Origin of the sequence: Klebsiella sp. BIGb0399, assembly GCF_003752615.1 — a bacterium.
Lineage (GTDB): Bacteria > Pseudomonadota > Gammaproteobacteria > Enterobacterales > Enterobacteriaceae > Klebsiella > Klebsiella lignicola.
Window position 1 is genome coordinate 102,773 of the sequence record NZ_RKHT01000005.1, and the last position, 17,595, is coordinate 120,367.

At 60.9% G+C, this 17,595-nt stretch carries 18 protein-coding genes; 9 read left to right on the forward strand and 9 right to left on the reverse strand.

From position 1 onward, the window contains the following. Positions 1 to 74 precede the first annotated feature (74 nt). From EDF82_RS25090 to hpxW, 5 genes are all read right to left on the reverse strand, one after another. A complete protein-coding gene (locus EDF82_RS25090) occupies positions 75 to 272 on the reverse strand; it encodes a hypothetical protein (protein WP_148060365.1) in 198 nt (65 codons plus the stop codon). A 365-nt stretch (positions 273 to 637) separates the two neighbouring features. After that, positions 638 to 1,024, reverse strand: a complete 387-nt coding sequence (hpxZ, locus tag EDF82_RS00780; protein ID WP_123753734.1) for an oxalurate catabolism protein HpxZ — start codon at positions 1,022 to 1,024, stop codon at positions 638 to 640. Further along, positions 1,021 to 2,418, reverse strand: coding sequence for an AtzE family amidohydrolase (locus tag EDF82_RS00785; RefSeq protein ID WP_123753735.1), 1,398 nt, complete (start codon positions 2,416 to 2,418; stop codon positions 1,021 to 1,023). Before EDF82_RS00785 ends, hpxZ begins: the two co-directional genes overlap by 4 nt. Next, complete coding sequence (gene hpxX / locus EDF82_RS00790) at positions 2,415 to 2,603, reverse strand: oxalurate catabolism protein HpxX (protein WP_123753736.1); 189 nt, start codon at positions 2,601 to 2,603, stop codon at positions 2,415 to 2,417. The genes EDF82_RS00785 and hpxX overlap by 4 nt, the downstream gene beginning before the upstream one ends. 9 nt (positions 2,604 to 2,612) lie before the next feature. Next, complete coding sequence (gene hpxW / locus EDF82_RS00795) at positions 2,613 to 4,196, reverse strand: oxamate amidohydrolase (RefSeq protein ID WP_123753737.1); 1,584 nt, start codon at positions 4,194 to 4,196, stop codon at positions 2,613 to 2,615. 288 nt (positions 4,197 to 4,484) lie between these two features. Here hpxW and hpxU point away from each other — a divergent pair, with 288 nt between their 5' ends. From hpxU to EDF82_RS00835, 8 genes are all read left to right on the forward strand, one after another. Further along, positions 4,485 to 5,324, forward strand: coding sequence for a MurR/RpiR family transcriptional regulator HpxU (hpxU, locus tag EDF82_RS00800; RefSeq protein WP_123753738.1), 840 nt, complete (start codon positions 4,485 to 4,487; stop codon positions 5,322 to 5,324). A 213-nt stretch (positions 5,325 to 5,537) separates the two neighbouring features. Then, positions 5,538 to 6,323 carry a transporter substrate-binding domain-containing protein gene (locus tag EDF82_RS00805; RefSeq protein WP_123753739.1) on the forward strand — a complete coding sequence of 262 codons (786 nt, stop codon included), beginning with the start codon at positions 5,538 to 5,540 and terminating at the stop codon, positions 6,321 to 6,323. Between the two features lie 9 nt (positions 6,324 to 6,332). Beyond that, the gene (locus EDF82_RS00810; protein WP_123753740.1) at positions 6,333 to 6,998 is read left to right on the forward strand and encodes an amino acid ABC transporter permease; all 666 of its coding nucleotides are present in this window, start codon (positions 6,333 to 6,335) and stop codon (positions 6,996 to 6,998) included. Then, a complete protein-coding gene (locus EDF82_RS00815) occupies positions 6,998 to 7,654 on the forward strand; it encodes an amino acid ABC transporter permease (RefSeq protein WP_174510340.1) in 657 nt (218 codons plus the stop codon). Before EDF82_RS00810 ends, EDF82_RS00815 begins: the two co-directional genes overlap by 1 nt. After that, entirely contained in the window at positions 7,635 to 8,372 is a 738-nt protein-coding gene (locus EDF82_RS00820) for an amino acid ABC transporter ATP-binding protein (protein WP_123753742.1), read from the forward strand. Before EDF82_RS00815 ends, EDF82_RS00820 begins: the two co-directional genes overlap by 20 nt. Before the next feature lie 13 nt (positions 8,373 to 8,385). Next, positions 8,386 to 9,627 (forward strand): alanine--glyoxylate aminotransferase family protein, encoded by a 1,242-nt coding sequence (locus tag EDF82_RS00825; RefSeq protein WP_123753743.1) that lies wholly within the window; start codon positions 8,386 to 8,388, stop codon positions 9,625 to 9,627. Further along, a complete protein-coding gene (gene hpxK, locus EDF82_RS00830) occupies positions 9,624 to 10,886 on the forward strand; it encodes an allantoate amidohydrolase (protein ID WP_123753744.1) in 1,263 nt (420 codons plus the stop codon). The genes EDF82_RS00825 and hpxK overlap by 4 nt, the downstream gene beginning before the upstream one ends. Positions 10,887 to 11,190: 304 nt before the next feature. Then, positions 11,191 to 12,096, forward strand: coding sequence for a GGDEF domain-containing protein (locus EDF82_RS00835; RefSeq protein WP_123755434.1), 906 nt, complete (start codon positions 11,191 to 11,193; stop codon positions 12,094 to 12,096). A 12-nt stretch (positions 12,097 to 12,108) separates the two neighbouring features. Here the strand turns inward: EDF82_RS00835 and EDF82_RS00840 are convergent, their stop codons facing one another. Then, positions 12,109 to 12,942, reverse strand: coding sequence for an AraC family transcriptional regulator (locus EDF82_RS00840; RefSeq protein WP_123753745.1), 834 nt, complete (start codon positions 12,940 to 12,942; stop codon positions 12,109 to 12,111). Positions 12,943 to 13,194: 252 nt separating this feature from the next. Between EDF82_RS00840 and EDF82_RS00845 the strand changes: the two genes are divergently transcribed. Next, complete coding sequence (locus tag EDF82_RS00845; RefSeq protein WP_123753746.1) at positions 13,195 to 13,962, forward strand: phytanoyl-CoA dioxygenase family protein; 768 nt, start codon at positions 13,195 to 13,197, stop codon at positions 13,960 to 13,962. 134 nt (positions 13,963 to 14,096) lie between these two features. On the opposite strand, the gene EDF82_RS00850 is transcribed toward EDF82_RS00845, so the two are convergent. From EDF82_RS00850 to EDF82_RS00860, 3 genes are read right to left on the reverse strand one after another with little or no spacing between them, the layout of a single operon-like run. Beyond that, positions 14,097 to 14,438 carry a PTS fructose-like transporter subunit IIB gene (locus EDF82_RS00850; RefSeq protein ID WP_123753747.1) on the reverse strand — a complete coding sequence of 114 codons (342 nt, stop codon included), beginning with the start codon at positions 14,436 to 14,438 and terminating at the stop codon, positions 14,097 to 14,099. 15 nt (positions 14,439 to 14,453) lie between these two features. Then, entirely contained in the window at positions 14,454 to 15,329 is an 876-nt protein-coding gene (locus EDF82_RS00855; protein ID WP_123753748.1) for a [formate-C-acetyltransferase]-activating enzyme, read from the reverse strand. Then, complete coding sequence (locus EDF82_RS00860) at positions 15,295 to 17,592, reverse strand: formate C-acetyltransferase (protein WP_123753749.1); 2,298 nt, start codon at positions 17,590 to 17,592, stop codon at positions 15,295 to 15,297. Before EDF82_RS00860 ends, EDF82_RS00855 begins: the two co-directional genes overlap by 35 nt. Positions 17,593 to 17,595: the final 3 nt, after the last annotated feature.

Here is a 17,595-nt window from a genome sequence, read left to right on the forward strand (position 1 = left end):
GGTCAGCGCAGCGCCACCGGGAACCGTGCCAGCCGACGCATCTTCCCGGAGGCGGCGCATAGCGCCTGTCCGGGCTACGGGGCGACAACATCGCGGCGGGTAGCCCGGTCAGCGTAGCGCCACCGGGAGCCGTGCCAGCCGATGCATCTTCCCGGAGGCGGCGCATAGCGCCTGTCCGGGCTACGGGGCGACAGCATCGCGGCGGGTAGCCCGGTCAGCGCAGCGCCACCGGGAACCGTGCCAGCCGACGCATCTTCCCGGAGGCGGCGCATAGCGCCTGTCCGGGCTACGGGGCGACAACATCGCGGCATGTAGCCCGGTCAGCGTAGCGCCACCGGGAGCCGTGCCAGCCGATACATTTTCCCGGAGGCGGCGCGTGGCGCCTGTCCGGGCTACGGGCGACAGCATCGCGGCGGGTAGCCCGGTCAGCGCAGCGCCACCGGGAACCGTGCCAGCCGATGCATCTTCCCGGAGGCGGCGCATGGCGCCTGTCCGGGCTACAGGGCGACAGCATCGCGGCGGGTAGCCCGGTCAGCGTAGCGCCACCGGGAGCCGTGCCAGCCGATACATTTTCCCGGAGGCGGCGCCTGGCACCTGTCCGGGCTACGGGGAGACAACATCGCGGTGGGCGGCGGCATTAACTCATCAGGCTGACCTGGGCGGCGACAATCCGCCAGCCGAAAGGAAAGCGCACCCAGGTTTGCTGCTGGCGGCCGATACGCTCGCTGCCGTCGCGGGTAAACTCGGTGCTGCATACCGCGTAATCCTCGCCGAAGGTCACGATCTCGGTGTGGCGCAATTCACGCTGCAACCCCGCCGACGGGCGCGCGGCGCGAAAGGCGCGGATTTCGTCGATGCCGTAGAGATTCTCCCCGGCCCCCAGGCGCACCGTGCGTTTGTCATGCCAGAACAGCTCATCCAGCACCGCAATATTGTTGCTGACCAGCGCCTCTTCATAACGATAAAACGCCGCCGTGACCTCGGCCAGCACCAGCGGGCGGTTAATATTATCCTGATTCATCATGCTGCTATCTCCGCAGGATAGGCCTCGGTAAGGCCCATCGCTTCCAGAACATGTGCCGCGCGCAGGCAGGCCTGCTCATTAAACGGCGCGGCAATCAACTGCACGCCAATGGGCTGCCCGCTGGCCGTGCGCAACGGCACCGTCACCACCGGCAGGCCGAGGAACGAAATCGGCTGGGTGAGCATGCCCATACTGGCGCGCACCGGCAGCGACTGGCCATTGATCGCCATGGTTTGCTGACCGATCAGGGTTGCGCTGCATGGGGTTGCCGGGGCGATGAGCACCTCGGCGTGATCGAACAGCGCGGCCATCGCCTCCCGGGCATGACGACGAAAACGCTGCGCCTGAAGATACCAGGCCGAAGGGATCATCGCCCCGGCCAGCAGCCGCTCCCGGGAGTGCGGCTCAAAGCGTGCCGGCTCGCGGCGCAGGGCGGGGAGATACTGATTGCCTCCTTCACTGGCGCTGATAATAAAGGCCGCAGAACGGGAAAGCTCGGCCTCAGAGAACTGCAGCTCCCGATCCGCGCCGAGGGCCTGCGCCACCTGCGCCACGGCGGCGCGGGCGTCGCTGTCGCACCAGGTGGTGAAGTAGCCGCCGAGCACCGCGCAGCGCAGCCCGTCCAGCCCGCGTTCGAGCAACGGGCTGGCAGGCGCCACGGCGCGATCGGCCTGGGCATCATCGTCAGGATCCAGCCCCTGTAAAGCGTCATACACTGCCGCCAGATCGCCGACGTGACGGGCAAACGGGCCGATGTGATCGAGGCTGGCGACAAACGGATGGCTGCCCGCCCGCGACAGGCGGCCAAAGGTCGGCTTCAGGCCAAAGATCCCGCACAACGAGGCGGGAACGCGGATTGAGCCGTTGGTGTCGGTGCCCAGCGCAAAGTGGACCAGCCCGGCGGCCACCGCCGCCGCTGAACCACCGGACGAGCCGCCGGCGATGCGCTGCAGATCGTGGGGGTTATGGGTAGCGCCATAGTGGCTGTTTTCGGTGGTAAAACCGTAGGCGTAGGCGTCCATATTGACCATGCCGCTGAGCAGGCCGCCCGCCGCCTGGATCTGACGCACCGCCCAGCCGTCGGCGCTGGCCGCCGGACGGTCGCTGAACAGCTGCGCGCCGGCCAGGGTGGTTTCGCCGGCGACATCAAACAGATTTTTGACCGCGTAGGGAATACCGGCCAGCGGCGGCAGCGGCTGCTTGTCCCGGCGCAGGGCGTCAATGCGGTCGGCTTCGGCGAGCATCCGGCTTTCGGTGACCTGGGTCCAGGCGTTGATTTGCGGGTTCACCCGCGCAATGTCGTCGAGGCTACTGCGGGCAATCTCTCTGGCGCTCAGTTCGCCCGCGGCCAGCGCGCGCTGGACTCCGGCAATGGTCATCTGATTGAGCTTCATGCTTTGTACACTCCGGCAATCTCCTGGCGCTCCGCCAGCGGGTAGGCCATCAGCGGTTCGGCCATCGCGGCAATGCGGCTGAACTGCAGTTGCAGCTCGTCGCGGCGTTGCGCATCCAGTTCGAGGCCGAGGATCTGTTCCATCTGCGCCAGCCAGGCGCTCCAGTCAGTCATGGGTTGCGGCATGGGTTTCTCCTAATAACCGGCGGCGGAGCCGTTGCTGCGGGGATCGGATGCCCCTTCAAACAGGCCGTTGGGATGACGCACGATGGCGCCCGCATGGCCCATGGCTTCGCTGTAATCGGCCAGCACGTCAACCTCGTGGCCCAGCGCCCGCAGACGGTTGATGGTGTCAGGGGAGAAGCGGCCCTCCAGCTTCAGCGAGTCAGAGGTCTGCCCCCAGGTGCGGCCCAGCAGCCAGCGCGGACGTGAAATACTCTCCTGCAACGGTACTCCCTGCAGGATGTAGCGGGTGAAGATGGCGGCCTGGGTTTGCGGCTGCCCGTCTCCGCCCATGGAGCCATAGACCATCACCCGGCCATCGTTAAGGCGGGCGGCTGCGGGGTTGAGGGTATGGAACGGCTGTTTGCCGGGCGCCAGCGCCAGAAGGTGCGCGGGGTCGAGACTGAACGAGGCGCCGCGGTTTTGCCAGACGATCCCGCTCTCCGGCAGCACCACGCCGCTGCCAAACTCGTGATAGAGACTCTGAATAAAGGAGACCGCCAGCCCGCTGCTGTCGATAACCCCCATCCAGACGGTATCGCCGGGGCCTTTGCCGGCACCCCAGGGGGCGGCCTGCTGGTCGTCAACCTTCGCCGCCAGTTGCTGCAGCGCCTGCGGTGCAAGCAGGCTCTGGATATCCACGTCCAGATGGCGCGGGTCGGTGATATGGGCATCGCGCAGGCCAAAGGCCAGCTTGGTCGCTTCGACAATCCGGTGGACGGTCTGCGCGTCGTCGGTGTCGCTCATCGCCAGCTGGTCGGTGATCCCGAGGATCGCCAGCGAGACCAGCCCCTGCGTCGGCGGAGCCAGATTCCACAGTTCGCCCTGTTGATGCGACAGTTTCAGCGGCGCCGGGCGGCGGGCGCGGTGCTGCTGTAAATCGCCAAGGGTGATGGGCAGACCATGTTGCGCCATGCCCTGGGCCAGACGGGTTGCCAGCGGGCCACGGTAAAAGCTGTCGAGGCCGTCGTCGACCAGCTGCTGTAACGTCGCCGCCAGCGCGGGCTGACGAAAGCGGCTGCCGGTTTCCGGCGGCTGCCCGTTGACCAGAAAGGTCTCCGCAAATCCCGGCAGGTGCTGAAGCTCAGCCAGTTTGCTGATGGTGGCGCCGGACTGCGAGGCGGTCACCGGCGTGCCGTCGGCGGCATAGCCGATGGCATCCGCCAGCAGACGGGCCAACGGCAGCGCACCACCGGTCAGGGACTTTGATACCTTCAACGCTTCATCCCAGCCGCTAACGGTTCCGGCAACGGTCAGCGCCGCCTGCGGCCCACGGTGCGGAATATGCGCCAGTCCGGCGTAGGCCTCCGGCGTCGCCAGCGATCCCGCCGCGCCGCTGGCGTCAATGGCGATCGGTTCGCCGTCCGGCGGCACGATCAGCCAGAATCCATCGCCGCCCAGCCCGTTCATATGCGGGTAGACCACCGCAATGGTGGCGGCAGCGGCGACCATCGCCTCTATTGCGCTTCCGCCTTCGCGCAGGACGGCAACCGCGCTTTGGCTGGCCAGATGATGGGGGGCAACCGCCATCCCGTGGGCGGATACATGACTCTGCATGGGTTTTCCTCGTAATCGAATCGTAAGGTCAGGTTTGCAAAAGCTGTTCCACTTTGAGCGTAAAGTTTCAGCGCCCCGGGGAAACCCTATTTTTAGTAAACTGGCATGCATTGTGAAAGGGCTTGCATGTATATAACCTTCATCTTTCAAGTTGCCTGGGTGTTGGCCGCACCCGTTCACCCCAGTCACTTACCTGAGTAAGCTCCTGGGGATTTACGGCTTTGCCGCCTACAAGCAACTCGAATTATTTTGGGTATAGTTTGATGAAACAAAAGTTACAGAGGTTTTATGGAGCAACTAGATGAACGCCTGAAGGGACAATATGCGTCACTGTCGCCTCAGGAACAGCGGGTCGCCGATTTTATCTTCGACCATTTTGATGACCTGATCAGCTATAACAGCGCCGAGCTGGCGCAGCTGAGCGGGGTCTCAAAGGCGACGGTCAGCCGCCTGTTTAAGCGGCTGGGCTACGACAAATATAAGGATATGCGCGACGAGCTGCGCACCCTGCGCCAGAGCGGTATGCCGCTGACCGACCAGCGCGACGCGGTGCAGGGTAACACGTTGCTGGCGCGGCATTATAAGCAGGAGATGGCCAACCTGACCCAGTGGGTCAACACGCTCGACGCGCAGCAGTTTGCCGAGGCGATAAGCGCGATGGTCAACGCCCGGCGGATTATCATCATCGGGATGCGTAACTCCTGGCCGGTGGCGCTGCACCTGCGCCAGCAGCTGCTCCAGGCGCGCGGGCAGGTGCAGGTACTGCCGCAGCCGGGGCAGAGCTTAAGCGAAGAGCTGGTGGATCTGTCGCCGGACGATCTGGTGGTGATGGTGGCCTTTCGCCGCCGCCCGCGCATCATTCGCCCGCTGTTACAGCAGTTGCAGCAGCGCGGTATTCCGCTGCTGCTGATGTGCGAACCGCAGGCCTACAGCCTGTTCCCGCTGTCCAGCTGGCAGCTGTGCGCGCCGCTGGACAGCGTGTCGGCCTATGACAGCTACGGGGCGGTGAACAGTTTAATCAACCTGCTGGCGAATGCTTTTCTGCATGAAATTCTCGATAAAGGCCGTCCGCGGATCCACGATATTGCCACCCTGTATCAGCAGCTGGATGAGCTTGAGCAACGATAATGGGGCCTCAGGCTGGTGCTTTGCCTTTTTTTAGTGCAATAAAACGGTGAGAAAATAACAGCGCTTTTATCACCGTTTTTCGCTATCTCTTGTTTATGCTCTCTTTTATTCCGCCCGGCGCGGCAGGGCCACGGGTTGTTGTATCTGGCACATTAGTTGCAAAAGTTTATTTAAAGAATCTTTTGTTTCATACTAACGTAACGGGTAAACACCATGAAAAAACTGCTGATCGCCCTGGCCGGGGCCGCTTGTCTGTTCACCAACATCACCGCGGCGAAAGCCGACCAGCTGCAGGATATTGAAAAGCGCGGGGTGATCCGCATTGCGGTTCCGCAGGATTTCCCGCCGTTCGGTTCGGTGGGGACCGATCTGCAGCCGCAAGGCTATGACATCGATATGGCGCGTTATCTGGCAAAACAGATGAAGCTCAAGTTGCAACTGGTGCCGGTGACCAGCGCCAACCGGGTGCCGTATCTGCAAACTGATAAAGTGGATCTGGTTATCTCCAGCCTCGGGAAAAACGCCGAGCGTGAGAAGGTGATTGATTTCAGCCGCGCCTACGCACCGTTCTTCCTCGGCGTGTTTGGCCCGAAAGGGGCGGAAGTGAAGGATGTGGCGGCGCTGAGCGGCAAAACCATCGGCGTGACCCGTGGCGCGGTGGAAGATATGGTGCTGACCGGCATCGCCCCGAAAGAGGTGCAGATTAAACGCTACGAAGACAACAACACCACGCTGTCGGCATATCTCTCCGGGCAGGTGCAGTACGTCGCGACCGGTAACCTGGTGGTGGCGGCGATCTCCCGCCAAAACCCGGCAAAAGCACCGGTAGCGAGCTTTATGCTGAAAGATTCACCGTGCGTGATTGGCCTGAAAAAGAATGAACCGGCGCTGAAAGAGAAAGTGAACGCCTTGATTGAGCAAGGCGTGAAGGATGGCACCCTGAATGCCCTCTCTCAACAGTGGCTGAAAGCTCCGCTGCCCGCCGACTTTGCTGCATAAGGTCTGTGCATGACGGAACAACTTCATTTTTCTGAGCTCTGGCCGCACTGGCCGGAGCTGCTGGCCGGGCTGTGGGTGACCATTCAGCTGACGGTGCTGGCTACCGCCGGCGGCCTGACCATCGGCATCTTTGGGGCCGCTATTCGGAGCGGGCGTCCATCATGGTTCAGCCGCATCTGGGGCGGCTATGTGGAGCTGATTCGCAACACGCCGTTTGTGGTTCAGCTGTTCTTTATTGTCTTCGGGCTGCCGAATCTTGGGCTCAAAATGACCGCCGGCGAAGCGGCGCTGCTGGCGATGGTGATTAACCTTGGCGCCTACAGCACCGAGATCGTGCGCGCCGGCATTCAGGTGACGCCGAAAGGGCAGTGGGAGGCCGGTCGAGTGCTCGGGCTGAGCCGCACCCAGACCTTTATCCGCGTGGTGCTGCCCCCGGCGTTGCAGCGCATTTATCCGGCGCTGGTGAGCCAGTGCATTATCGTGATGCTGGGATCGTCGGTGGTGTCGCAGGTCTCTTATGAAGAGCTGACCTTTGCCGCCAACCTGATTCAGTCGCGGACGTTCCTGAGCTTTGAGGTCTATCTGGTGACCACGGGGATCTACTTAGTGCTGTCGATAACAATGCGTCAGCTGCTGATGGCAGCGGGGCGAAAATGGTTGAGGGTACAGGCATGATGACCACTTTTACCGACTGGGACATTATCCGTAACCTGCTGCTGGCAGGACGCTGGACGGTGCTGCTGTCGCTGGTGGCGTTTATCGGCGGCGCGCTGGTGACTCTGCCGCTGCTGCTGCTGCGCCTGACCGGCGGGCGTCAGGTGAAGCGCCTGATCCGTGGCTATATCGAGCTGTTTCAGGGCACGCCGCTGCTGATGCAGCTGTTTCTGGCCTTCTTCGGCGTGGCGCTGTTCGGCATCGACGTGTCGCCGTGGACCGCCGCCTCGCTGGCCCTGACGTTTTACACCAGCGCCTTCTTGCTTGATATCTGGTACGGCAGCATTCGCGCACTGCCGAAAGGCCAGTGGGAAGCATCGCGCTGCCTGGGCCTCAGTTTTGGCCAGACCCTGTTTCGCGTCGTGGCGCCCCAGGCGTTACGGATTGCGATTGCCCCGACCGTCGGCTTTGCGGTGCAGGTGGTGAAGGGCACCGCGCTGGCGTCGATTATCGGTTTTGTCGAACTGACCAAAGCCGGCACCATGCTGACTAACGTCACTTATCAGCCGTTTAAAGTCTTTGCGCTGGTGGCGCTGGGCTATTTCGTTCTGTGTTACCCGCTGTCCCGCTACAGCCGCTATCTGGAGAATAAATTCAATGCCTCTCATCACCATTAATCAGATGCAGAAGTACTACGGCGACAACCACGTGCTGAAAGGTGTCGATCTGGACATTGATATGGGCGAGGTCATTTCGATTATCGGCCGCAGCGGCTCGGGGAAAAGCACGCTGCTGCGCTGCATCAACGGGCTGGAAGGGTACCAGGAAGGCAGCATTAAGCTCGGCGGCATGACCATCACCGATCGTGACTCGCAGGCGCGGGAGATCAGCCGCTCCGTCGGGATGGTCTTCCAGAATTTTAACCTGTTCCCGCACATGACCGCCCTCGAAAACGTGATGCTGGCGCCGCGGCGGGTGCTGAAGAAAAGCGCCGCCGAATGCCGGGAACTGGCGCAGCGGATGCTGGAGAAAGTGGGGCTGGGGGACCGGATCGATTATTACCCCTCCAGCCTCTCCGGCGGCCAGCAGCAGCGCGTGGCGATTGCCCGGGCGCTGGCTATGTCGCCCAAAGTTTTACTCTGTGACGAGATTACCTCGGCGCTGGACCCGGAACTGGTGGGCGAAGTGCTCAAAGTTCTGGAGCAGCTGGCGGCGGAAGGCATGACGCTGATTCTCGTCACCCATGAAATGAATTTCGCCCGTGAAGTGGGTGACCGCGTGGTGTTTATGCATCAGGGGCGCGTCTGGGAGCAGGGCGACAGCAAGACGCTGTTTGCCAACCCGCAGACCAGCGAGCTGAAGCAGTTTATCTCCTCCGTGCGCGGTCTCAATTAATAAGGACTAAAAGATGGATATCACTCAGTTTTCGCAAATCAACCCGCCGTCACGTCTGCTGATGGGGCCGGGGCCAATCAACGCCGACCCGCGGGTGCTGCGCGCGATGGCAAGCCAGCTGATCGGCCAGTATGACCCGGCGATGACCCACTATATGAATGAAGTGATGGCGCTCTATCGCGGCGTCTTTCGTACCGAAAACCGCTGGACGATGCTGGTGGACGGCACCTCGCGCGCGGGGATCGAAGCGATCCTGGTTTCGGCGATCCGCCCCGGCGACAAGGTGCTGGTGCCGGTATTCGGTCGTTTTGGTCATCTGCTGTGCGAAATTGCCCGCCGCTGCCGCGCCGAAGTGCACACCATTGAGGTGCCGTGGGGCGAGGTCTTTACCGCGGATCAGGTTGAAGAAGCGATCAAGCGCGTTCGTCCGCGTCTGCTGCTGACGGTGCAGGGCGACACCTCCACCACCATGCTCCAGCCGTTGGCCGAACTGGGGGCGATTTGCCGCCGTTACGACGTGCTGTTTTACACCGACGCCACCGCCTCGCTGGGGGGCAACCCCCTCGAGAGCGACGCCTGGGGGCTGGATGCAGTCTCGGCAGGGATGCAGAAATGCCTCGGCGGGCCGTCCGGTACCTCGCCGATCACCCTGAGCGAGCGCATGGAAGAGGCGATCCGCCGTCGCAAATGCGTTGAAGCGGGCATTCGTACCGATGCTCATCAGGATGGCGTCGACGAGATGGTGTACTCCAACTATTTCGACCTCGGCATGGTGATGGATTACTGGGGGCCGGAGCGCCTGAACCATCACACCGAGGCGACCTCGGCGCTGTTTGCCGCCCGGGAGTGCGCGCGGCTGATCCTGCAGGAAGGGCTGGATAACGGCATTGCCCGGCACAAGCTCCACGGCGATGCGTTGCTCAAGGGCATTCAGGCAATGGGGCTCGATACCTTCGGCGACCTGAAGCATAAAATGAACAACGTGCTCGGGGTGGTTATTCCGCAGGGCATCAACGGCGACCAGGTCCGTAAGCTGATGCTGGAAGACTTTGGTATTGAGATTGGCACCTCGTTCGGCCCGCTGCATGGCAAAGTGTGGCGTATCGGCACCATGGGCTACAACGCACGCAAAGATTGCGTGATGACCACGCTCAGCGCGCTGGAGTCGGTGCTGAACCACCTGAAATTCGCCACCACCCAGGGCGCCGCCATGCAGGCCGCGTGGGATCACTATCGCCGCGAGAGTGCGCTATGAGTCCATTGCCACGCCAGCAGGCGGAGATGACGGAAGCGGCGGAGCGGGTGATGGCCCGTGCCGATGAACTGGCGGCGATCAGCGCCACCGCGCAGGGGCTGACCCGGGTGTATCTCTCCCCGGAGCATCTGCAGGCCAATCAACAGGTGGCCCGCTGGATGACGCAGGCGGGAATGACCGTCTGGCAGGACAGCGTCGGCAACATTTGCGGGCGTTACGAAGGGGCGCAGGAAGGGGCGCCGGCGATCCTGCTGGGGTCGCATCTGGATACGGTGCGTAATGCCGGGCGCTATGACGGCATGCTGGGGGTGCTGACGGCGATCGCCGTGGTGGAAGACCTGCACCGGCAGGGACAGCGGCTGGCGAAAGCCATTGAGATTATCGGCTTCGGCGATGAAGAGGGAACACGCTTTGGCATCACGCTGCTCGGCAGCCGTGGCCTGACCGGGACGTGGCCGGAGGGCTGGCTGGCACAGTGCGATGCGGATGGCATCAGCGTGGCGCAGGCGATGGTTCAGGCCGGTCTCGACCCGGCCCGCATCCGCCAGGCCGAACGTCCGGTCGGAGACATTAGCGCCTACCTTGAGCTGCATATTGAGCAAGGCCCCTGCCTGGAACAGGCCGGATTGGCGCTCGGCGTGGTGGAGGCCATCAACGGCGCCCGCCGCCTGAACTGCCGCTTTACCGGCGAGGCGGGGCACGCGGGTACGGTGCCGATGCTCCATCGGCGGGATGCGCTGGCCGCCGCCGCCGAGTGGATGGTGCTGATTGAAACCATGACCCGGCAGCAGGCCGGCAATCTGGTGGCGACGGTCGGGACGCTGCGCTGCGCGCCCGGCGCGGTGAACGTGATCCCCGGCGAGGTGACCCTGACGCTGGATATTCGCGGGCCGCAGGATGGCCCACTGGATGCGCTGCTCAATGCGTTGCTGGAGGAAGCTCAGGCGATTGCCGCCCGGCGCCAGCTGCAATTCAGCGCCGACGAGTTTTACCGCATCGCGGCTACCGCCTGCGACCGGCACTTACAGGCGGTGCTGGCGACGGCGGTGCATGAGGTGCAGGGGATCTCGCTCTCCCTGCCGAGCGGCGCCGGACACGACGCGATCGCCATCGGCGAGCGCTGGCCGGTGGGGATGCTGTTTGTGCGCTGCAAAGGCGGCGTCAGCCATCATCCGGCGGAGTCGGTGACGCAACCGGACGTTGCGCTCGCCATCGAGGCATTGCATCGCGCGGTGTGGCGACTGGCTGTAGGGGAGTAACGCGCCGACAGGCCTGACGGACGCGCCCGTTGGCGCTTTTCAGTAAAAGTTAGCACAAAATGCTAAAAATGCGGGGGGCGAACTCTATACCATCCGCCGCACTGACCTCGTCGCCATGGATTGGTAGCACGTTGGAAAAATTCCGCGGGGTCAGTCTATTCTCTTCGCCACATCCTTATGATCCCTTGAAATCAAACCAGATTTTTCTTTAACCCTCAGAAAATTATCATTTTTATTCGACGAATATCACCGGGCTGCTATGCTACCTGTTGAAAAAATTTTGATACCGCCGAGAGACATGCCGATGTTGAACTCAGAAAAGAATATCAATATAAAAACCCAGCCCGTCAGCCACCACACCAACCTTCTCCCGGCGTTGCTGGTGATCGTCGCCGTTGCCGCGCTATGTATTACTATTTCGACACCATTAGGGCCCTGGGACATGATTTTTGCCAAAGCCGGGTTGTATATCGATTTGCTGGCGCTGCTGTTTTTGGTCTTTATGTTGTGGATCTCGTCGAAAGTCAGAATGAGCCATGTGGCGGTGAACTGGGTGCGCTACGGGCTGCTGCTGTGGATAGCCGGGGGCACCTTTGATTTAATGGATGAAATGTTCGTTCAGCCGCGGTGGATGGGCTACTACTGCGAAGATCTGCTGCGGCTGTCGGGGATGTTATTGACCACGATTGGCATCTACAAAATCATCGAACGGATTAACGTCCTGTACGTCGACGCACGCTCCCAGTCATTAAAAGATGAGCTGACCCAGCTGCCGAACCGACGCTTCTTTATCGATACGATCCGCGAAAAGCAGGGCCACAGCCCGGTGGCTTTGATGATCCTCGATATCGATTTCTTCAAGAAAATTAACGACACCTACGGCCATCTGGTGGGCGATGAGGTGCTGTTCGCGCTCGGTAAGCAGCTGTCGAAGCTCACCAGCGACACGGTGTTGCCGGCGAGGATCGGCGGCGAGGAGTTTGCCATTATCGTTGACGGCATGCCCGCCGATGAGGTGGCCCAGCTCGCAGAGTCCATTCTGCTCAATGTCCGTTCCATTCTGATTAATCACGATTATCCGCTGTCGGTGAGCATTGGCGTCGGGATGCGTGAAAAAGATGAACCCCAGGATGCGTTTATTAAGAAAGTGGATGAGGCACTGTACGCCGCGAAGCACAACGGGCGTGGCCGGGTAGAGTGGGCCGCTTAAAATGGCCTTGTCTTACCCCTGCTGTGCGCTGCGGCAGTGGCGGCGGTATTCCGACGGCGAGCGCTCGGTGTGGCGCTTGAATACCCGGCAGAAATAGTTGCTGTCGACAAATCCGCAGTTATGGGCAATCTCTTTGACCTTGAGATCGTAGCCGCGCAGCAGCTTTTTCGCCTTTTCCAGGCGCACGCTGGTGAGGAATTCATTGAAGCCGACGGAGCCTGATTTCTGGAAAATATGCGACAGGTAGTTCGGCGTAATATGAAAGCGCTTTGCTACCGATTCGCGGGTTAAAGGCTGGCTGAGGTGTTCTTCAAGATAATCCTGCACCGCCATAAACAGGTCGCGACTGCGGCTGACCCGCATCTCCAGCCCCACCAGTTGCTCAAGGCAGTGGCTCAACAGCGCCGAGACCACCAGCCTGGCCGTTACCGGGTCCGGTTGCAGGCAGATTTCATTAAGCGACAGCAGCAGATAGGAGCCGACCCGTGGCCCCAGACGAGCGACGTTCTGCTTTTCCGTCCGTAGCTGTTTGCCGTCCCAGTGCTGCAGACAGAATCCCAGCTTCTGGCGGCCAAACAGAATGCTGAGCGTCGATGCCGGCCCGCTCCATTCCGGCAGCGTCCATTTCCCGGCCTGCACATACAGAACCTGCGAGGCGGAGAGCATCGACTCCGACAGCGGCAGTCCGTTCTCCTTTAGCTCACCCTCGAGCACAATTTCCAGCCGCGGAAAGGGGACTTTCAGCGCCAGCGCCGGCTCGGAGATATCCGGGTCGGGGAAGCGGGCATGCAGATTATCTTTCTGATTTACCAAACGATTTAAAATATCTGCCAGATCGTCAATCATCCTGTGGGCCTTAGCGTGGAGCAATTATCTTGTTGATTATCATCTATTTTATAACAGCTGAACGATCACGATGCGCTATTTACATCATGGATCGCATCGCGTAGGGCGGTCCGGGTGATAGATTTTGAGGCGTGTCACACTTTTCCCTGCCGTGTACGCGTGTCCAGTTTTTCGTAGTTTTGCCTTCATGTTTTCCGCCCCGCCGCAGCTTAAAGTTGGTTCTGTGTTATCGATACGTTAAGGAATGTAAATATGGAACAACAATCTGCGGTTTATCTGAATGCGCTGGGGGCGAACATCGAGCTGTCCCCGAAGATGAAAGAAGAGCTGGATACCCTGGGCTATACCGTGGTGCATAACGTCGCGGACCCGGAGTGGCTGGCAGCGATGCGCGAGTTGATTGATACCATCGTCGAGAAAGAGGGCGACAATCTGGCGATCGAGCATCATCAGGAGGCGACGGCGACGCGCATTGCCAACCTGATTAACAAAGGGGTGATTTGGGAAAAAGTCTGGTCGCATCCGCTGATCCTCTCCGCCTGCCAGTATGTTTTTCAGGGCGATTTTAAAGTCTCCAGCCTGAACGCCAGGGAGGCGTTGTTTAACGGCGGCCATCAGCCGCTGCATGCGGACTGGAAGAAACCTCGCCCGGATTTTCCGAAAGTGCATCTGGTGAATACCATCTGGGCTATCGACGATTTAAGCGCGGAAAATGGCGCGCCGCGCATTATTCCCGGCACGCATCACCGTCCGGAGCTGCCGGAAGAGGTGCTGGACGATCCGGAGTTAACGCACCCTGACGAGGTGGTATTTGCCGCCCCGGCGGGCAGCGTGATGATTTATAACGCCCACGCCTGGCATGGCGGGACCCGCAACCGGGTTGGCAGCCGACGCCGGGTGTTGCACGGGTTGTACATCGACCGGGAAGATACCGCGCAGCAGGATCAGCAGCGCTGGCTAACGCCGCAGACCGCGAGCCGCCTGACGCCGGCGCAAAAATGGCTGCTGGGCGTGGAGTAAATTTGAGGTTGCCGTTTGGTGTTATTCCCCGGAGGCGGCAGGCCAGCATCGTTTGCGGTCGTGTAGCCCGGACAGGTGCGCAGCACCGCCTCCGGGGAAAACTGAAGATGCCCGAAGAAGGATTCCCCCCGCGTTCAGGGGATGTCGATATAAACCACCGGCTTTTTCATAATGCACTTCACCGCCTCGATAATCAGCTGCGGCTGCAACAGGAAGGTTTTGATACTGGTCTTAATGGTGCGGATGCCGTGAAAACGCTTTGCGTCGTCGATTTCAATATCCGTCACCAGCAGGACGACATCGACATGGGCGATATCGTCAGCCGTGATTTTGTTCTCTACCCCTAACGCGCCCTGGGTCTCGATTTTGATATGCCACTTTTCAAGATGGCCCACCTTTTCCAGACGCTCGGCCGCCATGTAGGTGTGCGCGACGCCGCTGACGCAGGCCGTTACGGCAACGATATTGACATCCATCGTATCCTCCTGGCGTTATCCGCCGATGGTCACCTGAAAACCGGACTGTTCAGCCAGCACCCTGAAGGGGTGGATCTCAGACGCTTGTGGAGCGCGAACCTGCGACAGTGCCCCGATTTTTCCCAGTAACTGGTATTTGGCTTCGCCGTATTGATGGAACGGCAGAAGATGAATTTCCGGCAGCTTAAAGGGGGCCAGAAACGCCAGAATCTGGCGGAAATTCTCTTCGTTGAGGGTATACCCCGGAATTAACGGCACCCGAGGAATGACCTGAATATTCGCCGCGACCAGCCGGGTGAAATTATCCCGCACCCGCTGCATATTTATCTGCAGTACCGTTTGAGCCTGGACGGCATCCATAATTTTCAGATCGAACAGCACTTCATCGCAGGTTTGCGCCAGCGGGAAAAAACGGCTGAACGCCGCGTCGCCCGCGGTTTCAATGGCGGTGCGGATCCCCCATTCGCGCAGCCGGCGCAGCAGACGCGTGGCAAATTCAGCCTGCATCAGCACTTCACCGCCCGACAGGGTCACGCCGCCGCCGGAAGCGCGGAAGAAGACCTCATCTTTCAGCACCTCTTTAAGCAGATTATCCAGGGTGACGTCGCGGCCAATCTGCTCCCAGGCGCCGGTGGGGCATTCGACCACATCCTGCTGGCAATGGGCGCAGTGCAGGCACTTGCTCTCCCGACGCACGATCTGGATTTTGGGCGAGATCGACTCCGGGTTGGCGCACCACGGGCAGGCGTGCGGGCAGCCCTTAAAGAACACGACGGTACGGATCCCCTGACCGTCGTTCAGCGAGTAGCGCTGGATGTTAAAAATGCGCGCCCTGTCGGCGCGCGTGGCCATCACCTCACAGCTGATGCGCGGTGCGACGGATAATGTCATTCTGAATCTCCTGCGACAGCTCGACGAAAAAGGCGCTGTAGCCCGCGACGCGCACCACCAGACCGGCAAAATCCTGCGGACGCTGCTGAGCTTCGCGCAGCGTATCGGCGTTGACCACGTTGAACTGAATATGCTGCAGCTTGAGCCGGGTGAAGGCCTGTAAAAAATCCGCCAGCTTGTTGAGCCCGCTATCTCCGGCCAGCGTCGCCGGCGTGAACTTAACGTTCAGCAGCGTTCCGTTGGAGAGCAGGGTGTTATCCAGTTTGCTGACCGATTTCAGCACCGCCGTCGGCCCGAGGGCATCCTGACCGACCATCGGCGACAGCCCGCCGTCCGCCAGCTGTTCCCCGGCCAGGCGTCCGTCCGGCGTCGCGCCGACCACCGAGCCCAGCGGCACGTGGGCAGAGACGGTGTAGGAACCTGGGGTAAAGCGACCGCCGCGCGGATTCTCATAGCGCTCCACCTCTTTACAGTAAAAACGCAGCAGATCGGCGCTGATGTTGTCCACCTCGTCGATATCGTTCCCGTACTTTTCAAAGCGGTTGATCAGCCGGGCGCGAATTTTGTCGCCCTCCGGCGTCTGGAAGTTGGCTTTCAGCACCGCCACCAGCTCGGCGAAGCTCAGGCGTTTTTGCTCAAACACCATCCCGTTGAGGGCGTGCAGCGAGTCGCTCAGGTTGGCAATGCCGATGCCCTGCACACCGGAGAAGTTATAGCGCGCGCCGCCTTCGGTAATGTCTTTGCCATGCGGCACGCAATCCTCGACGAACGAGGAGAGCAGCGGTACCGGCGCCCAGTCGCGGTGGCCGATATCGCAGATATTGCTGCCTTCAACCATCAGCCTGATGTAGTAGCGGATCTTGTCGCGGATCTGCGTCATCAGCCCGTCCCGGCTGACGTCCGGATTGCTTTCGTTTTCCAGCATCACGATTTCCATCACCTTCAGCAGGTTGAACATCGCGATATCGTGCAGGCCGTACGTCCGTCCGGGGATCGACAGCTCCACGCAGCCGACCACCGCGTAATCCCGCGCGTCTTCCAGCGACACGCCGCGGTTGAGGAACGCCGGGATCACCACTTCATCGTTGAAGATTTGCGGAATACCGGTGCCGAGGCGGATGGTTTCGGCGGTTTTGCGCAGGAAAGGGCGGTCAATCAGCTCGTTGACCCGCACGCCGAGGTTCGGCTGCGGCAGACGAACGTTCTGATAGGCGTCGAGGGACAAAAAGGAGAGGATATTCACCGCGCTGCGCCCGGTTTCGGTGAGGCCGCCGAGCAGGGCGGTATAGCCGGTGGGGAAGCCGGCGAAATAGCGCGCGCTGCTGGTGGATCGCAGCAGGACGATATCGTTGCATTTCACCCACAGTGACTCGAGCAGCTCCTGCAGGTACTGCGGGTCCTGGCCGCGATTCAGCGATGCCTGATAATAGGGCAGCATGTACTGGTCAAAGCGCCCCAGGGAAATCGAGCTGGCGTTAGATTCGTACTGCAAGATGATGTTCATATACCAGAACAGCTGGCAGGCCTGAGGGAAATCTTCCGGGCGGTGCAGGGCGTTATGGCGGGAAATCGTGGCAATGGTTTCCAGCTCTTTGCGCCGCACCGGGTCAACGCAGGCGGCGGCCATCTCGTCAGCCAGGGTCGCATAGCGCAGAATATGGCGCTGGGCGGCCTGCAGCAGGATCAGCACCGCCTCGTAGAACGTGTTTTGCGGCTGCTGAGTGTGGAGGGCGTCAATCTCCGCCACCAGCGCGGCGAGGCCATTGTCCAGCAGGCGCGGGTAGTCGATGATGATATGCCCCTGGCCTTTATCGGTCTGGTTCACGCTAAAAATCTGCGTGCTGATGGCGCGTTTAACCTCATCGGTCATCTGCTGGTTGATAAAGTCCTTCATTGAGCGCTTTTCCCAGTACGGGAACAGCTCTTCACGATAGATGCGTTTGTCTTCTTCGCTAATATTGAAGCGGTCCTGCGGGCGGGCCGGGAATTGATCCAGCTCTTTAAGCAGCCAGTAGGGGTCCATCTCCGGAGAGATAATACCGGCGCGCGGCTTCACGGTGCGGTTACCGGCGATCAGTTCATCATCACGAATCGAAATCTGCACATGGTCGAGGACCCATTCGGTCGCTTTGGCCCGGCGGATCATCACCGGTTGTCCTTCCGTTTGCTGATGGCTGGCGGTATAGAGCAGGGCGCGCTCGAGGGAGATCTCCCGCGGCTGGGCGAACAGACGGTCTTTCAGGCGTTGAGTGCGATTGGTCATGAC